Origin of the sequence: Aequorivita todarodis (genome assembly GCF_028561335.1) — a bacterium.
GTDB classification, from domain to species: Bacteria; Bacteroidota; Bacteroidia; order Flavobacteriales; family Flavobacteriaceae; genus Aequorivita; species Aequorivita todarodis.
Map to the genome: position 1 here is coordinate 1 of NZ_JAQQTG010000051.1, position 17248 is coordinate 17248.

At 43.1% G+C, this 17248-nt stretch carries 9 protein-coding genes; 2 read left to right on the forward strand and 7 right to left on the reverse strand.

From position 1 onward, the window contains the following. Nucleotides 1-165 precede the first annotated feature (165 nt). Genes POV26_RS14425 through POV26_RS14440 form a run of 4 tightly spaced genes read right to left on the reverse strand, consistent with a single transcriptional unit; the run spans nt 166 to nt 6350 of the window. Nucleotides 166-1560 (reverse strand): efflux transporter outer membrane subunit, encoded by a 1395-nt coding sequence (locus POV26_RS14425; protein ID WP_272857172.1) that lies wholly within the window; start codon nt 1558-1560, stop codon nt 166-168. Next, complete coding sequence (locus POV26_RS14430) at nt 1547-4705, reverse strand: efflux RND transporter permease subunit (protein ID WP_272857173.1); 3159 nt, start codon at nt 4703-4705, stop codon at nt 1547-1549. Before POV26_RS14430 ends, POV26_RS14425 begins: the two co-directional genes overlap by 14 nt. Before the next feature lie 5 nt (nt 4706-4710). Next, nucleotides 4711-5850: an efflux RND transporter periplasmic adaptor subunit gene (locus tag POV26_RS14435; RefSeq protein WP_272857174.1), complete on the reverse strand. Its 1140-nt coding sequence runs from the start codon at nt 5848-5850 to the stop codon at nt 4711-4713. Between the two features lie 11 nt (nt 5851-5861). Continuing rightward, on the reverse strand, nt 5862-6350 hold the full coding sequence (locus POV26_RS14440) for a GbsR/MarR family transcriptional regulator (RefSeq protein WP_272857175.1): 489 nt from the start codon (nt 6348-6350) through the stop codon (nt 5862-5864). A 338-nt stretch (nt 6351-6688) separates the two neighbouring features. Between POV26_RS14440 and POV26_RS14445 the strand changes: the two genes are divergently transcribed. Both POV26_RS14445 and POV26_RS14450 read left to right on the forward strand, forming a co-directional pair. Continuing rightward, the gene (locus POV26_RS14445; RefSeq protein ID WP_272857176.1) at nt 6689-6973 is read left to right on the forward strand and encodes an NHL repeat-containing protein; all 285 of its coding nucleotides are present in this window, start codon (nt 6689-6691) and stop codon (nt 6971-6973) included. A gap of 26 nt (nt 6974-6999) precedes the next feature. Further along, nucleotides 7000-8211 (forward strand): T9SS type A sorting domain-containing protein, encoded by a 1212-nt coding sequence (locus tag POV26_RS14450; protein WP_272857177.1) that lies wholly within the window; start codon nt 7000-7002, stop codon nt 8209-8211. Nucleotides 8212-8285: 74 nt separating this feature from the next. On the opposite strand, the gene pbpC is transcribed toward POV26_RS14450, so the two are convergent. The 3 genes from pbpC to POV26_RS14465 form a co-directional block, all read right to left on the reverse strand. Next, nucleotides 8286-10655 carry a penicillin-binding protein 1C gene (gene pbpC / locus POV26_RS14455; protein ID WP_272857178.1) on the reverse strand — a complete coding sequence of 790 codons (2370 nt, stop codon included), beginning with the start codon at nt 10653-10655 and terminating at the stop codon, nt 8286-8288. Nucleotides 10656-10658: 3 nt separating this feature from the next. Then, entirely contained in the window at nt 10659-11228 is a 570-nt protein-coding gene (locus tag POV26_RS14460; RefSeq protein ID WP_272857179.1) for a hypothetical protein, read from the reverse strand. A gap of 210 nt (nt 11229-11438) precedes the next feature. After that, nucleotides 11439-17054, reverse strand: a complete 5616-nt coding sequence (locus POV26_RS14465; RefSeq protein ID WP_272857180.1) for an alpha-2-macroglobulin family protein — start codon at nt 17052-17054, stop codon at nt 11439-11441. Nucleotides 17055-17248: the final 194 nt, after the last annotated feature.

A 17248-nucleotide genomic window follows, 5' to 3' on the forward strand; every position in this document is an offset into this window, starting at 1 on the left:
CATACATAGTATTGTTGTTGTCTAGGTTTAAATGGCAACCTTAACCTGATCTTATTCCTTTAATTTAAAAGCCTAAAATAATCGTATTTTTGGACAAATCATTTAATGACCAAACATAAGAGGTTTTGAAAACCTTCGGGGCCTATTCCAACAATTATGAAAAAACTATCGCCAACCGCCACCCAAAGCTTCGTATAAATCAACGATGGACTGAAGTTGGTTATTCTTTGCGGCAATGAGGTTCAAACTTGAATTGAGCGCGTTTTCCTGTGCGTTCAAAACTTCCAAATAATTTGCAAAACCATTATTCAAAAGTTCTTCGGAATAGTCCGTTGCCAGATTATAGGCTGCAAATTCCTTTTGTTTAACCTCTATTTTTTCTGTGGCTGCTTCATAACTGTACAAGGCATCCGAAACTTCCTTGCTGGCATTGATGATTGCATATCTAAAATCTAAATATGCCTGTTCCTGCCGCGCTTGCGAAACTTCGTACTGCGTACGGATTTGTCGCTTATTGAAAATAGGCTGGGTCAACCCACCAATAATCGTTGCGAATAGGGAATTGGCGCTGAAAAGTTTGTCAATCTCAATATTCTGGAATCCACCCGTTGCCGAAAGCGTCAATGATGGATAGAAATTTGCACGCGCCGCATTCGTGAGTTCGAAGGCGTTCATCAAACTGTATTCCGCGGCCATTACATCGGGCCGGTTTCGTAACAATTGGGCAGGAATGCCGGTTTTTAAGGGTATGTCGATATGCTGGTTTTCCAGACTTCCGCGGGCAATGTCATGCGGGGCGCTTCCCAGTAAAATAGACATGGTGTTTTCCAGCAAACGCGCCTGGTTTTTTAAATCGATTAAAATTCCCTGGGCGGTATAAAGCTGCGCTTCCGTTTGTTTTACGCCTACTTCCGTAACGTTACCCGCTTCCTTTAAAGCTTGGGTGGTTTCCAAACCTTTGGAGCGGGTTTCGATGGTTTCCTCAGTAACACGAATCTGTTCATCCAAGGAAAGCAACTGATAATACGTTGAAGCAATATTGGCAATCAACCTACTTTTTACCGCCTGATGCGCCGCCACGGTTTGCAGGTATGAAGCCTGAAACGCTCTTTCATTGCTGCGGATTTTTCCCCAGATATCGGCTTCCCATGAAAGGCCGGCGCTCAATTCATATTGGTCTATGGAAGAAATATTTCCAAATTGATTATTCTTGGGCAATTCTTGATGGGTATATCTCGCATTTCCGTTCAAGGAAGGAAAGTAGCCCGCTTTGCCCTGTTTTACATAAGCTTCGGCTATGCGTATTTGCTGAAGCGCCACACGAATGTCCATATTGTTTTTCAGGCCTTCCTCTATATAATTTTGAAGGGTAGGGTCGGTAAACAATTCTTTCCACGAAAGGCTCGCGATGCTCAGGGTATCCTGCGGCAGGTTTTCGGTTCTGTAGTTTGCTTCGTTTACAACTTCCGGCCGTTCATAATCCTTTGCGGCAAAGCAGGAAACCAGAAGAAATGGCAGGCTCGCCAAGATTATTATTTTATATATGCTATTCTTTTTCATTGGAAATGTTTTCTTCAATAGTTTTTAAATTTTCAGCAGGAGCTCCGGTAATCTTCTCCTGGAGCCATTGGAAGAATATGAAGAGAATGGGGATAACAAAAACCCCTAAAACCGTCCCAATCAGCAATCCACCCACCGCGCCGGTTCCAATGGAGCGGTTTCCTGCGGCTCCAACCCCAGCAGCCAAAACCAGGGGCATCAACCCAAAGATAAAGGCAAAGGAGGTCATTAAAATTGGGCGCAACCTTACCCGGGCGCCTTCAATCGCCGCTTCCACCAGCCCCATTCCGTGCCGTCTTCTTTGAATGGCAAACTCAACAATCAAAATAGCGTTCTTGGCCAATAGTCCAATTAGCATAATGAGGGCTATTTGGAAATAGATGTTATTTTCCAGCCCAAACATCCACGTGGTAATATATGCGCCCGCAACGCCCACGGGCAATGACAATATTACCGAGAACGGCAAGAGATAGCTTTCATATTGGGCTGCCAAAAGGAAATAAACAAAAATTATGCTCAGGATAAAAATAATGGTCGCTTGCCCGCCGGAGGCAATTTCTTCCCTGGTAAGACCAGAAAACGCCACATCGTATTCATTGGGCAGGTTTTCCGAAACCCTATTGATAGCGGCAATTGCGTCACCCGATGAAAACCCAGGTTTGGACGATCCATTTATGGTAACCGAATTGAACAGGTTGAAACGCGTAACGGCCTGAGGCCCGTAAATCCGGTTCAAAGTAACAAATTGTGAAATTGGCGACATTTGTCCCGATGGAGTTTTTACGAACATAGTGTTAAGGCTGCTTTGGTTTATACGATCTTCGGGCAAGGCCTGAACAAATACCCTAAACTGTTTTCCGAACCTACTGAAATTGGCCGTATAAATTCCCCCGATATATCCCTGCATAGTTGCTAAAATATCTCTTACCGTTACTCCTGCCTCTTTTGCCTTGGCCACATCAATGTCCATTTGCAGTTGGGGGAAATTTGTATTGAACGGATTTGAGGCATACCCTATTTCGGGCTGCTGCATCAATTCATTTACAAAGGCATCGGCGGTTTCGTCAAAGACTGTTAAATCGCCGGAAGCCCTGTCTAGCAGTTGCATTTCAAAACCATCGGCACTACCAAAACCAGGAACGCTGGAAGGGGTAAAAAAGATAATTTTGGCATCGCTTATGGATGCTGCGGCCTGAAAAAGCTTGGCAGTGATGCCGTCCACTGAAGTTTCGTCGGTTTGTCTGTCTTCCCAAGGTTCAAGGATAATAAAGCCCATAGCGTTGGAGCTTCCCTGGCCAGAGAAGAAATTCCGCCCCGCTATGACCGTGGCAGTCCTAATTCCCTCAATGGTCTTCATTTTTTCGTAAAGGTCCAAGGTCACCTGGTAGCTTCGGTCAAGGGATGCCCCGGGCGGCAATTCGGCATTGATGAAAATTACCCCACGGTCCTCAGATGGAACAAATCCTTTGGGAATGGTGTTATCAATAAAAAATATGGAAAGTACTGCCGCTGCAAGGATTACTACGGTTATCCATCTGTGCCGTACCAAAAAGCCCAAAGAGCGGGTATATTTTTCCCTGGTTGCATTAAATGCCGTATTAAAGGCTATGTAGAAACGCTGTAAAAGGTTTTTCTTTTTATGTTCTTCGGATTCGGGTTTAAGGAAAATGGCACAGAGTGCAGGACTCAAGGTCAAGGCATTAACAGCCGAAATTAAGATGGCGATGATAAGGGTTACGCCAAATTGTTCATAAAACACCCCCGAAGGCCCCTTAATAAAAGTGATGGGAATAAAAACGGCAGCCATTACCAAGGTTATCGAAACAATAGCCCCGCCAATTTCATCCATGGCCGAGATGGATGCTTTTCGGGCACTTTGGGCGCCCTCTTCCAGTTTTGCGTGCACCGCTTCCACTACCACAATGGCATCATCCACTACAATCCCAATGGCCAGTACCAAGGCAAAAAGCGTTAGCAGGTTGATGGAATAACCGAAAATGCCGAGGAAGAAAAACGTACCGATAATAGATACTGGTACCGCAATGGCAGGAATTAGGGTGGACCGTAAATCCTGAAGGAAAACGAAAACCACCAAAAACACCAATAAAAATGCTTCAATAAGGGTAGTTTTTACCTTGTCAATAGAGGCGGTCAAAAATTTATTGGTGTCGTAGTTTACTATGTAATCAACGCCTTCGGGGAAATCCTTTTTCAGGTTATCCAGTTCGGCGTATATTTTTTCAATAATCTCCTGGGCATTGGAGCCGGGAGTTTGAAACACCCCAAAGCTAATGGCCGGATACCCCTTGGAACGTGAAATTGAGGAATATGAAAATGCGCCAAGTTCAACCTTTCCTACATCCTTTACCCGTAGCAAACTTCCATTTTCCTGGGCTTTAATAATGATGTTTTCATATTCTTCGGACGTTTTGTATCTACCTTTATACCTTAAAACATATTCAAAGGATTCCCCGGCATTTTGGCCCAAGGATCCTGCCGCTGCCTCCAGACTCTGTTCGCCTATGGCATTTACCACATCCTGCGGGACCAACCCGTAATTTGCCATTTTTGCAGGATCTAACCATACCCGCATGGCGTAGTCTTTCCCTCCAAAAACGTTTACTTCCCCCACACCGTTTACACGCTGCAATGCCGGCTGCACGTTGATGTTCAAATAATTTTGAAGAAATGTATCGTCGTATTGGGGATTTGTTGAATAAAGTCCTGCATAAAGCAAGGCAGAGTTTTGTTTTTTGGTAACGGTAAGCCCGGAGCGGATTACCTCAGCCGGAAGCACGGAATTTGCCCGAGACACACGATTCTGGACGTTTACGGCCGCGATGTCAGGATCGTAGCCTTGTTCAAAAAATACTTGGATACTGGCACTTCCGGTATTACTTGCGCTCGAAGTAATGTAGGTCATTCCCTCCACGCCGTTGATCTGTTCCTCAATGGGGATTATGACGCTTTCCAGAATAGTCTTTGCATTGGCTCCCGGATATGAAGCGTTAACTTGTACCGTGGGCGGCGCGATATCTGGATATTGCGTAACTGGCAAGTTCTGCAGCCCAAGGATACCCAGGATTACAATAATTATTGATATTACCGTGGAAAGAACAGGCCGTTCTATAAATGTTTTGAACATAGCTGTTAATTGAAAACTGTGTTAAATGAATTGAGGATACTGTCTATGGCGGTGGGCTGGGGTTTTATTCTAACGCCCTCCCTCACTTTGTTCAGTCCCTTGGCCAGAATACTATCGCCTTTTTGGACACCATCGTTTATTACATAGATTTTATTGGCTTCAGTAACAACATCAATGGCGGTTGCCACGAGGGTATCTCCCTGCACTTTGTAAACGAAGGTTTTTCCTTGTCGCTCAAAGGTAGAAATGGTAGGTACTACCGTGGCATCGGTAAACACCTGTGGAACTTTAACGGTACCCGTGCTTCCATTGCGAAGAATCCCCTCGGCATTATCAAACGACGCGCGAAAAGCGACCGTTCCCGTAAGTGGGTCAATATCTCCCGAAATGGTTTCAATAGTACCTTCCTTGTCATATTCCTCGCCATTGGCAAGCATCAATTTCACTTTTGCAAGATTCTTGATTTTCTCTTCCATGGTCGCTCCCTTACTGCTCTGCACAAACGTCAAAAAGCTCTTTTCATCCATGGAAAAATTGGCATATACTTTTTCAATGGAAGAAACATTGGTCAAAGGAACCGGATCCTGCGAACTTACCAGCGCTCCCTTTCTAAAGTTTATGGAGCCGACGATCCCGTCCACGGGACTTTTAATATTGGCATATCCAATGTTGGCCGCAATACTGTTATACGCACTTTGGGCCTGGGCCAGTTTAGCCTTGGCCGTTTCCAACTGTACGCTGCTGATGATATTTTTATCCACCAAGGGTTTCAATTTATCAACTTCCACCTGGGCGGCGTTCACATTGGCCCATGCCGCAGCGGCATCTTGACTTAAGGATTGGGTTTCCAATTTAAAAAGCAACTGCCCTTTTTTTACCCTATCACCCGCCTCTACCAGAACATCGGTAATATAGCCCGGAATTTTGGGCCTTACCTCGCTGTTTACCACGCCTTCAATTTTTGCCGGATACGATTTATAAGCGGTAACCGTTTTTTGGGGCACCGCAATTATGGGATACGGCATGGCCGGAGGAGCGCCGCCTTGTGCTTGCTGCCCTGGACTTTTATCGTTGCCGCAGGCGGAAAACAATAGAAGAAACCCAAAAACTATGGGAAGTGAATAGCTGAAATTTTTCTTTTTCATTGTTGATTTGATTAGTCGTTTGTATGTTTTTCGGCAAGTGTTTTTTGAAGTTTTTTAACGGCAGAGGTTGCGCGGTCCAAAAACTCCAGATATTGGGTGTGGAATTCCAGATCGAATCTCTCCTCGGAATCTTCGGGAAGGGATTCATTGATTTCCTCTTTATACTCCATGACCTCGCGGTGAAGTTGGCTCTCTATTTCCCACGTTTTCAACATTTCCGTCATGGAATTTATCATGGCATCGGGCGAAAGGATAAAATACTTCTTTCTATCGCCGGGTTTTGTAAAATAAGTAATGCGCTGGGTTGCCTGTAAATTGGTTAGATGCGAAGAAATAGTACTTTTACTCGCGCCCAGATCGCACACCAATTCCTCAAAGGTAATTCCCTTTTTTCCGATCAAAATAAGTTTTGCGAGTATGCGGGCCGCCAATGGGGCAATTTGTTCCTTGGTTTCAAGGTGTACGCCCAATCTTTCCACTAACTTTTCTTTTCTGTTCACAATCTTGAAATAAGTAATTCAAAAACTTAAGCGGTAAAAATACGATTGGTTCGGGCAAATCCGAACCAATTCGATATTAAATTTATGTTAAATAAATTATGGCCTATCTATTTAACACATTTTCGACTTTCGCAATAGAATGATTTCAAAATGATGAAAGAATCTGAATATTATGACTAAAATTCCAAAAGCGTATTTTGAGTATCAGAATATTTTGGCTTTTTCGAATTTTTCAATTTTATCATCCCTTTGACTTTCAGGTATTACTGATATTTATCATATAGTACAGTAACAAAAAAATGATACCTTCGGCAAAAATTTTTTAAAACCTAAATATTATGAACAAACTTTTTACTTTAGTATTCCTCTTAGGAGCAACAGCTCTTACCCAGGCCCAATCGGGCACGCTTGACCCCACATTTGGAACAGATGGCATTGTTACCACCGCAATATTCCCAAACTACAATTTTGTAGAAGCCACCATGGTTCAAAATGATGGAAAAATTTTAGTTGCCGGTAATGCAGGTACCCCTTCAACCTATCAAATGGCTATTGCCAGATATAATACAGACGGTTCTTTGATTCGTCCTTCGGTAACGGGGGCACATTACGTTTTCCTGTAGGCTCCGTCAAATCTTTTGTGATGGATATGGCACAACAACCCGACGGGAAGATACTCTTAGGGGGCCGTACTTGGGACGATGTTTCAGGTGATTTCGCCCTGGTACGCCTTAATGAAGACGGCAGCTTTGACAATACCTTTGGTTCAGCTGGTATTTCAAGGATTGAAACCACAGAAACGGAAGCCTCGGAAGCCATTGCCTTGTTGGATGATGGAAAAATATTGATGGTCGGTTATAAGGATGACAATTACACAGTGGCGAAATTCAATACAGATGGCAGCTTAGACACTACGTTTGGGGTGAACGGATGGGTTGTTCTTACGTATGATAATGCTTCAAGTTACGCTGATGATGTGGCCATCCAAGATGATGGAAAAATTGTAATTTCGGGATTTGCATTGAATAACGGTAATCGCTTTCAAATTACCGCAGCAAGACTTAATGCAGATGGTTCAGTTGACAATTCCTTTGGAACAAATGGCAAGGTAATTTTTAATGTAGGCGACTGGAACGATTTTGGCGAAGGAGTTACCATTCAGAGCGATGGGAAAATTTTGATTGGTGGGCATAAATGGATCGCAAACGCCCAACAAAGACATGATTTATTTGTGGCAAGACTAAATACCGATGGTAGTTTAGATACTTCCTATGGCACTGACGGAGTTGCTACCGCCAGATTGGTGGACGGCGCCAATTATTGTACAAACATGGTGTTACAATCTGATGACAAACCTATTTTAGTTGGATTTACTGTATTTAATGGCGAATATAATATGGCCATGGTAAAATTTACTACAGATGGAAACCTGGATTCAACTTTCGGAAATGGTGGAATGGTAAGCCTTGACGTAGATGGCCGTGAGGATTATGGAGAAGCTGTTGCGCTTCAGGCAGACAATAAAATTGTAGTGGCCGGGCATTCCTATACGGTAAGTGGTGCTGACTCAGAATTTGTTGTTGCCCGTTTTCTAAATGATGGAACCGTAGGAACCGAAGACTTTCAAAATGTGGAATTCCGCTTGTACCCAAACCCTGCAAAAGAGAAAATTACAATTGAATTGAGCGATGCCTCTTCAAACTATCAAGTTGCTATTTTTGATGTTTTGGGCAAAAATGTTTACACTTCGGAAATTCAAAAAGCGGGACAAATTGATGTTTCTGCTTTGGCTTCCGGCACCTATTTGGTAAAACTTACTTCTGACAATCATTCGAGCGTTGTTCGATTTGTGAAGCAATAATTTTTAAAAAGGACATAAGACAGAGTAGAAACTAAAACAAATTTAGTCCTACGTCTTATGTCCATTTATTAGAGTCAAATTCTTTTAATCTCTATATTCTCGCTCGCTTCATTCCCTTCACTATCCACAACCGTTAAAATATAGTTTCCAGGTTTAGGCGAAATGGCCAACTCGTGAAAGGTTTCGGTCTTACCGATATATTTTGAATCCAAATACCAAAAAACGGTAGTTTCCGGTGAACGATGGGCCAGCTTGAAAATTACTTCGTTTACATTTTCATCAAAGTTCTTCGGAAGTAAAACGGTTTCGTTTTTCTTCGGATATATAAAAGCCATCAACTTTTCGCCTTCCTGCAAACAATTGGGCGCAAAGGGCGGCAGGATTTTGTATTCGGGGTGAAGTTGTGCGTAATAATATTCCATTACCGGCGGCAGCACGAACCAGTTTTTCTGTTTCATTTCCGAAAGTGGATAGCAGGAAGAATTTACCCGGTAATTCTCTGAAGCATTTAAAAATACAGTTTGATGATAAGAGCAGGCTTCTGTTCGCGCGCCATTTTTTGGAATCCATTCTTTCTTAGTTTCTTCGCAGAAGAGTCCAGCAAGATGGCCACTTTTTGCGCAGATTTCTACCTCAACCAATTCATCATAGGGAATTTTAAACCATCCGGATTGTGGCAAAACATTTAAAACATCGAACAGAACCGGGGCCGCAGCCTGAATTCCCGTGAGTCCGGGGCGGCCTTCGCCATCTGCATTTCCCACCCACACGCCGATTGCGAATTTTGGCGTAACGCCAACGGCCCACGCATCCTTAAACCCGTAACTCGTTCCGGTTTTCCAAGCCAATGGTTGGCTGCTGGTGAAAAATTCCCAGTTTTCCTCGCCGCTTGGGCGATTCACTTTTTCCATCGCCTCAAAGGTTTCGTAAATCGCTCCTGCGTTCCAAACGGAAGATTTTTGTTGAATTTTTCCAATCCCGATAGCTATCGGATCAACTTCATTGTGCTTCTTCACATAAACAGGTTCCACAAATTCATTTTTACGGTATTCGCTGGAAGAATTGTTGAAAAAATTCAAGGTTGAAGCCATTCCCGCATACGCTTTCGTAATATCCCACAAACTGCTTTCCGCGCCACCTAAAATCAACGATAAGCCGTAATAATCTGCGGGTTTATCAATTGCTTTTTGATTGGTTTTTTTCAAAACATTATAAAACCGCTGAAACCCAAAATCCCGTAACATCCGCACTGCCGGAATATTCAGCGAACGCGAAAGCGCAACACTTGCCGGAACTGCCCCGTTGAATTTTTTATCGAAATTTTCGGGCGTGTAACCGTTTACGGTCGTTGGAATATCGGCCACTAATGTATTCGGAAGAATCTCTCCGGCATCGAGCATTGAGGTAAAAAGAAAGGGTTTTAAAATACTGCCCGTGCTTCGTGGTTTTTCGATAATATCCACAAAATTATTGTGTTCCCGAGTTGTTGGGGAATTGCCTACATAGGCCAAAACTTCCCGCGTATTAACGTCCAAAACCAAAACGGCGAGGTTGTGGATTTGGTTTTGCGCCAACATATAATGTTGCTCTTTTACAATATTGTTCACTTTCTGCTGAAGCGAAAAATCAATCGTAGTTTCAATGCGTTTTCCCCGATGTTTCTTTCTTATTTTTTCAGTCAAATGGGGCGCATATTCGGGCAGCGGCAAGGGTTTTCCGGGAAGGTTTTCTTCCAAAGCCAATTGATAGGTGGTTTCATCAATCACTTCATTTTTGAAAAGTTTCAGCAATAAAGCATCTCTTTTCTTCTTTAAAATTGCTTCATTCTTCCCGGGAAAAATAAGGGATGGCGCATTCGGAAGTACGGCCAAAGCAGCAGATTGTCCCCAACTTAATTCGCTGGCCGGAATCCCGAAATACCGCCACGACGCGGTTTCCAACCCGACCACATTTCCCCCAAATGGGGCATACGAAGCATATAAATTCAGAATAGATTTCTTTTTGTAACCTGCTTCCAAACGCGTGGCTTGAAAAATTTCTATAATTTTTTCGAGATAGGTTCGGCCTTTATTTTGTCGGGAAAGACGGATTACTTGTTGTGTAATCGTACTCCCACCGCGACGGGAATCGCTGGTAAGATTGTTCCAAAGTGCTTTTGAAATTGAAACTGGATTAAAACCGGGATGCCAATAAAAATGCTCGTCCTCAAAATAAAGAATACATTTTTCAAACCGCTCCGGCACGGAATCCATTTGTGGAAAACGCCATTGGCCGTCGTCTGCAATTCGTGCGCCGAGCATTTGTCCGCTGCTGCTTTCGGCAACGGTGGCTGTTGGAACGTTGAAAAGTGGGGAGGGGAGGCAGAAGAGCCAGGTTACAAATAAAATGAGCAGGAGGCTTAGTTTTATTTTGTGGGTTTTTAGGATGGGGAGAATTCTTTTCATTAATTAATTCCTATCATATTCCCAAACTCCTTGAATATTTTTAACTTTTGGCGGAGGCGTCCATAGATCGGATGTTTCATAATGGATATCAAATAATGCATTTTTAAAATCTCTATCAAAAATTGGTTTTGTGAAATAGCATAAATTGGGATAGGTTTCATTAAGAACTTCTCTTGCTTCTTCAAAGTCATATTTGTTATATATGGAATCATATTCTTTCTGCGTAACAAATTTTATTCCTCCAGTAATTAAATCTGGATTCAAAATCAACTTTTCATTAATCCCATATAAACTATCAATGCCTGCGGTCGTTTGAAGTTTAAATTTTTCAATAATATAATTTTCAAATTCAAAAGCTGGTACTTCACTTTTGTAAATTTGTGCCATTGATTGGTTATTAGGTTCTAAAATGCAATCACAAATTTGGTTTTCTTCTTCTTTTAATAAATCATTGATTAGTTCAGCAGTTTTTTCAGAATAAATTTCTGAACGCGTTTTTTGCTTTGTTTCACCGCAACCAAAAATCAAGTTGAATAATAACAATAAGCTCAGTATTCTGAAATCCATTTTCATAAACTCATAATAATTTGATTTCTATAAAATATGCCGGTTGAGTAGCAAAATTCATATAAAATTTACGGTTATAGCAAAAACCCCTTCCGTCATTTCAAATCGCTTTTGGGCGATTTGAAATGCCACCTTCCCCTGAAAAAGGGGAAGGAGCTTTTTCGTTCATTTGATGGACACCAAACCTTCCCTCCTTTGGAGGGACGGGAGGGAGGCCTATTGCTCCACCGTAATCCACATCCCCTTATTCCGCGCATAATACGAGTTGTCGTACATCGCCTCTACCTGCGTTCCCGGCAAATAATAGGTTCCCAAATAGGAAGCATTCAATTTCACACTAAAGGTTTTCGTCTCATTTCTATTTAAATCGAAAAAGAAATTTACCCTATCGTCACGAATGTCCGTATAACGCGCGTTTCCACTTGCGCCACCGCCCAATTCGGAGAAACTGGTGTTTACTATTTCCCAACCGCTTGGAAAGATTTTTGCCAAGGCCACGTTGTTAATCCAATTGTTGGAGGTGTTGGTAACACTCACTTTCGCGATGATTTCCGTTCCCTGTCGCAATTTTGTGACGTCAATTGGTTTTCCATCGCCTCCCAAATATTCAGATTTTATGGATAGATTGCGTCTTTCGGCAAGTTCTTTTCCGAGCGGAAGTTTCCCGCGTTGCGAAAGCGTAACGTAAACCACATTTCCTTTTTTGTTGGTCACCGAAACGGAATTGCTTACCATTACAAAAGAAAGGTCGCGCTGCGCAATGGCGCGGTCGGTTTTCACTTCAACCGTTTTTCCGCCATTTGTAAAGATAAGCTCCATCGCCTTTCCTCCGTTTTTGGCAACCATTTTCGCCATCGCCATTAAAGCATACGATGTTTCCTGGGTACTGTACCAACGTTGCGATGACAAATCTTTCGCTACGGAAATCGCCAAATCACGTTGTTTTGAATCTCCCAATAAAACCAAGGTTTCCAAAGCCATAGCCCTATTTCTAAAAGGTGAACCGTACGTGTAATAATCATATTTCTGCGGTACGAAATTGATATTTGCCGTTTGCGCAATCTGTTGTGCGACTTCCTTTTTGCCCGCCAAAGCATAAGCCGCGGCCAATCGCCATTTGGCATCATTGCTCAATTCCTTGCTTTCGCGAAGGCGGTTCATTGCGGCGAGCTCCGGTTTTCCTGCTAAAGCCAAGGTATAAAGTCTGTAAGCCTGCGTTAAACTTGAATTGTAAACTTTATAACTGTTCCGCCATTGGCGCGCCGTGTTTTGCTGATAAAGCAACCAATTGCTCATAAAACTGATGGGCAAAGCGTATCCTTTTTGTTTCGCTTCAAGCATAAAATGGCCGGCATAATTGGTTGCCCATTCATCAGCTTCACGTTCGCCCGGCCAGTATGCAAGTCCGCCGTTTGGGGTTTGGAATCTTCCCAATCGCTCAATTGCAGCTTTTATGTTTTTCTCAATTTTCTGTTTTTTGTCGAAAGTAATATCGAAAACATCCGCCAAATAAAGTTGTGGAAATGCCGAAGAAGTAGTCTGTTCAATGCATCCGTAGGGATAATGGATTAAATATTCCATCCGTTTTCCGAAATCCATCGGCGGCAAAGTCGAAAATTCAAGCATCGCGGCATTGCTTCCCGGAACGCCAAAAGTTTCAAAACTGATTGTTTGGGAAGCGTTTCCGTCCAAAGTATAATTGGTGGATTTTTGAGAAATGGGGTTCGGGTTTTCCACGTCAATTTCCACTTTGTAGCTCGCTTTTTCGCCATTACCGGAAGCGGTTACTTCAATGGTTTGGAATTCCTTCGTTGGAAGCACTTCGAATTCGAAATTCACAATCTGTTCGCCTGGTCCGCTGAACGAAATAGTTTTAGAAGTACCGTTTTTCGGTTTTAGCGCATCGCCTGTTTTTACTGTAATTGTGGCGGTTTTCACTTTGTTTTCCATCGCGAAAACGGTGACCGGAAGCGTAACGGTTTCACCCGGTGATAATTTCCGCGGAAGCGAGGCCAGCACCATTAAAGGTGTTCGGACGGGCGTGGTTTTGTCAACACTGCCGTACGCGCTTTTGGTTTTATCGCCCGCAATAACCATCGTGCGAACGGAGCCGATGTAATTTGGCATCATTATAGTATGGGTTGCGGTTTTTCCCGCGGCGAGTTCGAATGGACCGAGGTATTTTACAACGGGTTTAAATCGGTCCGCTTTTCTGTTTTTCGCTCCCAAAGCGGCATCGCCACCGCCGATTGCGTAAATATTATCGACACTGCCGGAATAGGCACCAATTACGTAATCGAACATATCAAAAGTCTTTACGCCCAAAGCCTCGCGACTGTAAAAAGCCTCGTGAATATCTGGCGTGGCGAAGCGCGTTAAATCCAGCAGTCCTTCATCAACAACTGCCAAAGTATAGGTCATTGGTTTGTTGTTTTCTTCGGAAACTTTTACGGTGAATTGTTTCTCAGGCTTTAAAACTTCAGGCATCGAAATTTTCGGATGGAGCACCGTTGAAGGATCTTCCACCGAAAGCGGAATAACGCCGTAAAGCCGTATCGGCAAATCGTTTTTGGTCTGGCTGTGCGGCTGCAGCAGCGAAATATTTACATAAATATTCGGCGCCATTTCCTTTGTGATTTTTATCGCGGCTTTGGTCTCGCCTTTTTTGGTTTCAATCCAATGCGTTGCCAAAACCTCAGTGCCATTTTCAACGCTAATCAGCGCGTGGCCGTCGCTTCCCGAAGGAAAGGTTATAAACGCTTCTTCGCCAACATTGTATTTTTCCTTATCTGCTGAAAAGAGCAGCATCCGCGCACTTTCCGCATCGCCGTCACTTGGACGCTGCCACCAATTTCTGTAGAAATAAGTGATGCGCCCGGTTGCGTGGCCAGATTGTTTATCGATGACCCGAATTAAATATCTGCCGCCTTCCTCTTCGGGAATATTTACGGTGAATTTTCCCTTTCCGCTGCCATCGGTTTTTACGGTGAATTCTTTTACAGGACGGTGCACGGTTGAATTTTCATAGGTTGAAAGATTGTCCGAACCACGATTCCACCACCAACGCCATTCAATTTGAAATACTTTCACTTCCAGTTCCCGATTCGCTGCGGGTTTGCCCTGCGCATTCACTGAAACTACATCAAAAGTTGTGTTTTCATCTGTAAAATAGGAACCGTAACGGCCCGCTTCGGGAGATTTTAAACCTACAAAATGTGAGAATGGGGCTAAATCTTTCGAAAATATATCCATCGAAAAATCGCCACCGCCTTCGTACACTTTCGTTAAAAACGTAGCTTTCAACATTCCGGGCGCATTTTTTCCAACTTCCAGATTTTGGCTGAAAGAAGTGCTTCCTTCCGAAGAAAGTTGCGCATCCAAAACGGGGATTTCCACTTCGGAAAACGTTCGGATTGGGTCGATAAAATTGTATTTTGGAAACTTCGGAAAAGCGGAATTGCTCGCGCGAAGGGTGGCTGTCATATCAATCTTTAAATTCCGCGCAGGCGAACCGTGAAGCCACATGGCACTGGCAGTTCCTTTTACGGGTTTGGTTGCATCGAGGATTTCATCTTCAAAATCGAGTTTTATTTTTAAACGATTCGGTTTGATTGTCGCCACTTTTAAAGTGTGCGAAAATTGCGCGCCACCAACGGTTACGGTTGCGTTCCAGTTTCCGGTTGGGGCGGAGGGGTCCGTGGCGATTGGGAAGTAATAGAAAGACCGAAGCCCCCTAGCCCCCGAAGGGGGAACCACCGTTACGGAATTGGCTGTGTTTAACACGCTTCGTTGAACCAATTTTCCTCGGGCGTCTGTTACCGAAAGGGTTACGGGATGGTTTTTGGGCAACGGGTTTGCGTTATCGTTCAATACAAAAGTCAAGTGAATACTGTCGCCGGGACGGTACACGCCGCGTTCTGTGTAGGTGTAGCCTTTTAAACCTTTTTGAAGTTCTTTTCCCGAAATGTCGAAATTGCTCATGGAAAGGGCATTTCCGTCTTCCAGTTTTACGTAGGCAAAATTGTTTCCTTTTTGGGCGACCGCAAACGCGGCATTTTTGGTGCCATCGTAAAGTGTCATTCCATCGCCTTCGGTCGTAACAGTTTCAATAAGTTGCTGTTGATAATTGAAAAGTTTCACTTTTACGCCTCCTTCCGGCTTTGCGGTTATCAAATTTGTGGCAATAAAATGATACGAACGGTTGTTGCCCTTTTTCACAATCAATCCCAAATCTGAACCGAGAATATTTGCGGTTACAACTCTGTCTTCGTTGTAATACGCGGGATGGCACGGGTTGTCGCGCTGTTCCCAGTTGTAATTGTAACTTCGCCAACGGTAGATTTCGTTATCCCAATAACGCTCTTCGCGGATTTCTTCATCTTCGGAAGAATCGCTGGCGTAATAAGGGTCTTCTTCGTAATAATCATTGTAATATTCGTCTTCGTTTTCCTCGGTATTTTCGTCTTCCGAAGTAGTTTCGGCGCAATCATAAGTAATGTAATCTTTATTGAAGCTGAGTTCCAATTGGTAAATGGCGCCCGGGTCTGCCTTAAAATATTCCGAAAGGTTGACGGCGTAGGCTTTCCAGCTATCATCATTTCCCAAACCGTCATTTTTAAGGTCTATGGTTTTTTTGGCGATTCGTCTGCCAACCCGCTTAATATCGTAGGTATTTGTATTGTCCAAATTATAGCTTTGAAGAAATTGAAGGATGTTGTTTTCGTAAATTTTAATGACACGAACATCTACTTTTGAAAGATTTACCGCTTCAAAATAAACCGGCGTTGAAGCGGAATTGGGAAGAATGACGCCTTTTGAAATCATCCGCACGGCTGGTTTCAGTTGCTCAAAGGAAACCAATTCAGAAAATTCCTTTTTCAAACCGATGCCTTCGGTGTTTTTGATTCCCGTGAAAACCGTAACCTTTACGTCGCCCACCACGCGGTTTGGCGGATATACGTTGAGCACATTTCCGTTGACTTCGTATCGTAAATCCTGCGTGTTTTCAATAGTAACCAAACCTGCAAAATCCTGATTTTCCAGCAACGGGTCGGAAAAGTTGATGCTCAAAAGAGCAGCCGGAGCCAAGGTGCTGCTAATGTCAACAATCGTGAAATTGTTCTGTCCGGGAATAGCGAAGGTATTTTCGCCCTTGTTTTCGGCACCGATGGGTTTTCCGTCCCAGTTGATGACGATTTCGGAATCGTCCATTTTTCTTGAAATACTATCGATGGTAAAGTTGAAATATTTCGCATCGGCAGCCTCCGAAGGCCATTTCAATTTCAACTTTTTGCCATCCTGCGAAGCCGAAACAAGCTGCTTCGCTTTTTCCAAAGAAATAACATCGGATACTTCAACCGATGCTTCAACGTATTGCCATTGCTTGCTGTAGCTTTGAAGTTTTCCCAAATCGACTTTGAAATTGGGCGTAATGGTGTGAAAGCTGAAAGTATAGGTTTTGAACTCCTTTGCTATGTCTTCGTAAAATTTATCCAGTTTTACCGTTACCGTATATTCCGTGTCCGGTTTTAGGTATTCCGCAGGTTGAAAGATTAGGGTTTTGCCGTTTTCGACAACCAACTTCCCTTTCGTTGATGGCGAAATTTTTAAATATTCATCGGCGGAAAGTTCCTGGGTTAGCTCGAATTGCTCCAAGGGTTTCATCAATTCAACCCGAATATCCGTCGTGATGGATTGGTTTCCGTAGGTGTTATAGGAAATGTATTCCTTGAATTTAAAGAGGTTGTCGGTTTCTGAATGTTTGTCTTTGTCTTTGCAGGAAAAAACGAATAGCAACAATACAACGGGCAGGAACTTTAGAAGATTTTTCATACTTGATGGTTAAAAGCATTTAAAAATAAGGCAAAATGATTGGGCAGCAAAGCAAAAACCAAATCGTTTTGTTTGAAAAAAATACTTAAATACGTTTTATGGGTGGGAGGTTAAATTTGTAACGTTTAACTGTTTTGGAATCGTATTTTAGAATTTAACATTTGGGATGGAATTAACAGATTGTCAAAAAATTA

Coding starts and splice junctions, on each gene's coding strand:
- POV26_RS14425 (WP_272857172.1), bottom strand. CDS start 1,560: ATGAAAAAGAATAGCATATATAAAATAATAATCTTGGCGAGCCTGCCA.
- POV26_RS14430 (WP_272857173.1), bottom strand. CDS start 4,705: ATGTTCAAAACATTTATAGAACGGCCTGTTCTTTCCACGGTAATATCA.
- POV26_RS14435 (WP_272857174.1), bottom strand. CDS start 5,850: ATGAAAAAGAAAAATTTCAGCTATTCACTTCCCATAGTTTTTGGGTTT.
- POV26_RS14445 (WP_272857176.1), top strand. CDS start 6,689: ATGAACAAACTTTTTACTTTAGTATTCCTCTTAGGAGCAACAGCTCTT.
- POV26_RS14450 (WP_272857177.1), top strand. CDS start 7,000: ATGGCACAACAACCCGACGGGAAGATACTCTTAGGGGGCCGTACTTGG.
- pbpC (WP_272857178.1), bottom strand. CDS start 10,655: ATGAAAAGAATTCTCCCCATCCTAAAAACCCACAAAATAAAACTAAGC.
- POV26_RS14460 (WP_272857179.1), bottom strand. CDS start 11,228: ATGAAAATGGATTTCAGAATACTGAGCTTATTGTTATTATTCAACTTG.
- POV26_RS14465 (WP_272857180.1), bottom strand. CDS start 17,054: ATGAAAAATCTTCTAAAGTTCCTGCCCGTTGTATTGTTGCTATTCGTT.